We start from the raw sequence: 3,432 nt of genomic DNA, 5'->3' as shown, positions 1-3,432 counted from the left end.
CCCGGTCGGTGTTGCGGCGGTTCTCCGAGGCGTGGTTCGCGGCGGCGAAACGCCGTAAAGACGGTGACCTGTCCGTGCGGTTTCCGCGTCGGCGGCGGGCGTTGATGCCGGTGCGCTGGCATCACGGCACGTTCGGCCTTGACGGGCGGCGGGTGCGCATCCCGACCGCCCAGGGCGGTGCGCCGTTGTCGGTCAGGTTGGCGCGGGAGGTGCCGTACCCGGCCGGCCAGGTCCGGTCGGTCACGCTGCTGTGTGAGGGTGGCCGCCTGTTCCTCGACATCACCGCGGAAGTCCCGGTTGCCACTTATGCGCCGGGTGAGGGGCCGGATCCGGGCCGGGTGGCCGGGGTGGATCTCGGGATCATCCACCCCTACTCGGTGGCCGGGCCGGATGGTGAGGGGTTGTTGGTGTCGGGGCGGGCGGTGCGCGCCGAGCACCGCATGCACCTGGCCGACACCAAGCACCGGCGTCGCGCCGTCGCCCGCCGCGCCCCGAAACCTGGTGAGCGGGGGTCGCGGCGGTGGCGTAAGTACCGGCGGCGGGCGCGGCTGGTGGAGGGCCGGCACAAGCGGCGGGTCCGTCAGGCGCAGCACGAGGCTGCCGCGATGGTGGTGTCCTGGGCGGTGGAGCAGCGGGTCGGTGTGCTCAAGGTCGGCGACCCCCGCGGCGTACTCGATGTGGAGGCGGGGCGGCGGCACAACCTGCGGCTGCGGCAGTGGCAGATCGGCCGCCTGATGCAAGTCCTGCAAGACAAGGCCACCCTGGCGGGTATCACCGTCGACCCCGTCAACGAACGCGGCACCTCGTCCACCTGCCCTGCCTGCCGGCGGCGGGTGCCGAAACCCCGCGGCCGGACCCTGTCCTGCCCGCACTGCCGATACTCCGGGCACCGCGATCTGGTCGCGGCTGCCATCATCGCCACCCGCACCCCGGGCGGTGGACCCACCACCCCCACAGCAGTTGTGCTGCCGGAGGTGGTCACGCACCGTCGAGCCGGCCGACACCTCCCCGGTGCCGGCCAGTCCCGGCGTGATCCCCGCCGCCCACCACAGACGGCGGGAGGATCAGTTGGCCCGCGGAGGCCCGCCCCACCACCACCCCGTGGCGGGGAGTCGCTCGCCCACACGGCGAGGATCCACAACAGGGCACCGGAAACCCGGTGAACGTTAGTGGACACCGCACTAGGTGATATCCCGCTGCTCGTCCCGACTGGTGACACGGATACTGGAGACGAGATCGTCGCGCACCAGCACAGAGGCGTGTTCGTGCTGCCCCGGCATGACAACCAAGTCGTCCCTTGTGGTCCGATGCTCATGGACGTGCTCGACCACTATGAGCCAGACACCAGGTGGCAAGGGATCCAACCACCGCAACGCGGCAGCCTCTCCTGACACCGGCGAGAGGATATCCGGAGGTGTCAGGACCAGCGCACGCCACGGCGTGCGCTGGTCCTGAACCGCTGCTCAGAGTCGGAATGCCGGCGTGCCCGGCTCCGGGAAGGTGCGCGTGTACGCCTTGATGTAGCTGTCGAGGAACGGCGAGCGCTTCCCCGCGGTCGGCACGTCGTCCGCGGTGCTCTCCGTCGACAGCCGCAGGACGGCACCGGTCACTCTGATCGTGGCGCCCGACGGCGTGTCCCGCCAGCTCCCGGTCGTGATCGAGCCGATCTCGACCGCGAGCCGGTGCCCGGCCTGCAGCGTCCAGTCGGTCGACTTGAGGTCGAACCCGACCCGGCCCTTCTTGACCAGCGACACGTTCTCGTCGAACATCACCGCCGTGCCGTCGGGCGCGACGTCCCACACCTTGACCATGACGTTGCCCGCCGCATGGGCCGTGAGCTCGACGCGCGGCGTGGCGGTCAGCCGCGTCTCCTGCAGCACGACGTCGGACCACACGAGGTAGCTCGATGCCGGCTCTGCGGAGGCCGCGTCGGACGACGCCGACGGCGAGGCCGCCTTGCGCGTCGCCCCGAGCCCCTCGAGCCTCGGGGCGCTCTCCATGTCCCACTGCCCGTTGCTCTTCGGGAGGGCGAGCGTGGACGGCGACGACGCGTACGGCACGCCGGCGGCGCCGCCGTCGTCGACGTAGGTGCCGTTGCCGAGCGCCACGGTGATGCGGCGGTCGGGGGTCGGCCAGGTCGGCTCGGCCCGCCACTCGCCGAGGTTGTCCTCGATCGAGTAAGTGGGGTACGTCGTCGTCGGCTCCTCGCCCTGGAGGTACTGGTCGTAGAAGCTCATCACCTCGTCGAACCAACCCTCGCGGCCCATCGCCAGGCGTCCGTCGGACACGCGGTCGTTGCCGCGCACGTGGTCCCACTGGCCCAGCCAGCCGCGCTCGGGGCCGACGTGGTTCTTGAGGAACTCCTCCATCCCCTCGGGCTTGGTGTTGTTCTCGATGAAGCCCGCCGTGACGAACAGCGGAGTCGTCGTGCCCTTGGCCTTGGCTGCCATGTCGCGCGCCTGCCAGAAGGGGGCGTTCGGGTCCGGCTCGTAGTTGTCCGCGATGTTCTTGCTGAGGCACTCGGGGTGCGACTTCTCGTACCGGGCGTTGGCCTGGTAGCGCGAGGTGTCGTCGGCCAGCGGCTCCATCGTGGCGATGTTGTTGTAGGACCTCGGCGTGCCGGTGGCGTTCGAGCGCGGCACCCCGTTGGAGAACAGGTAGTTGTACCCGGTCCAGATCGACTCCTGCGCCACGACCGCCTTGAGCTGCGGCATCTTGAGGTTGTTGCCCATCAGACCGGTGGCGCCATCGTACGACTTGCCGTACATGCCGACGTTGCCGTTCGACCACGGCTGCGAGGCCGACCACTCGATGGCCGCGCGAACGTCGTTCTGCTCGCCCGGGCCCTTGTTGTCGAGGCAGCCGGTGGACCCGCCGAACCCGCGCAGGTCGACCATGACGTACGTGAAGCCCTTGTCGAAGAGGTCGGCGCCCTCGAGGAAGTCGTTGAAGCGTGCCGACGGCCCGGTGTGGGTGAAGCCCTCGGGCCCGGTCTGCCCAGCGTGGCCGAAGTAGGGCCCGACGGAGAGGATGACGGGCGTCTTCGCGCCCGCAGGCAGTCCCTCGGGCCGCAGCACGTCGGCGTGCAGCTCGACCCCGTCCGTCGACGGGAAGTAGTGCTCCGTCCAGACCGAGCCCTCCGGGACCCGGTCGTTCTCCTCGTGGGTGATCCCCTCCGGTGGGGCCTCCGCCGCCGTCGCGGGGGCCGCCGCCGCGACCCCTCCCGTGAAGACGCTCGCGGTCAGCAGCACGCCGAGCGCCGCCGCCGTCGTCGTCCGTCTCTGCATCGATGTCTCCTCGTCGTCCGTGATGGGTGACTCTGGGGTGACGCGTGGTGCAGCGGGCCGCGGGCCGCGGGCCCGAAGATCGGATGCTACCTTGATCTTTAACCTGCTGGGCGGCGGCATCGACCCCGGCTGATCATGGGGACAG

2 protein-coding genes are annotated in these 3,432 nt (G+C 70.5%); one reads left to right on the top strand and one right to left on the bottom strand.

The genetic code is table 11. The annotated features are described in order from the left end of the window. On the top strand, window positions 1–1,163 hold a 1,163-nt coding region (locus ABZ570_RS33665; RefSeq protein WP_358072190.1), incomplete at its 5' end, for a transposase. A gap of 300 nt (window positions 1,164–1,463) precedes the next feature. Here the strand turns inward: ABZ570_RS33665 and ABZ570_RS33660 are convergent. Beyond that, on the bottom strand, window positions 1,464–3,287 hold the full coding sequence (locus ABZ570_RS33660; RefSeq protein ID WP_358072188.1) for a CocE/NonD family hydrolase: 1,824 nt from the start codon (window positions 3,285–3,287) through the stop codon (window positions 1,464–1,466). Window positions 3,288–3,432 lie beyond the last annotated feature (145 nt).

The sequence above is a fragment of the Micromonospora sp. NPDC007271 genome (assembly GCF_040634005.1).
GTDB lineage: Bacteria > Actinomycetota > Actinomycetes > Mycobacteriales > Micromonosporaceae > Micromonospora.
This window is presented reverse-complemented; position numbering and strand designations above follow the sequence as displayed.

Excerpts from the sequence above, each read along its gene's own strand:
- ABZ570_RS33660 (WP_358072188.1), bottom strand. The coding sequence starts at position 3,287 with ATGCAGAGACGGACGACGACGGCGGCGGCGCTCGGCGTGCTGCTGACC.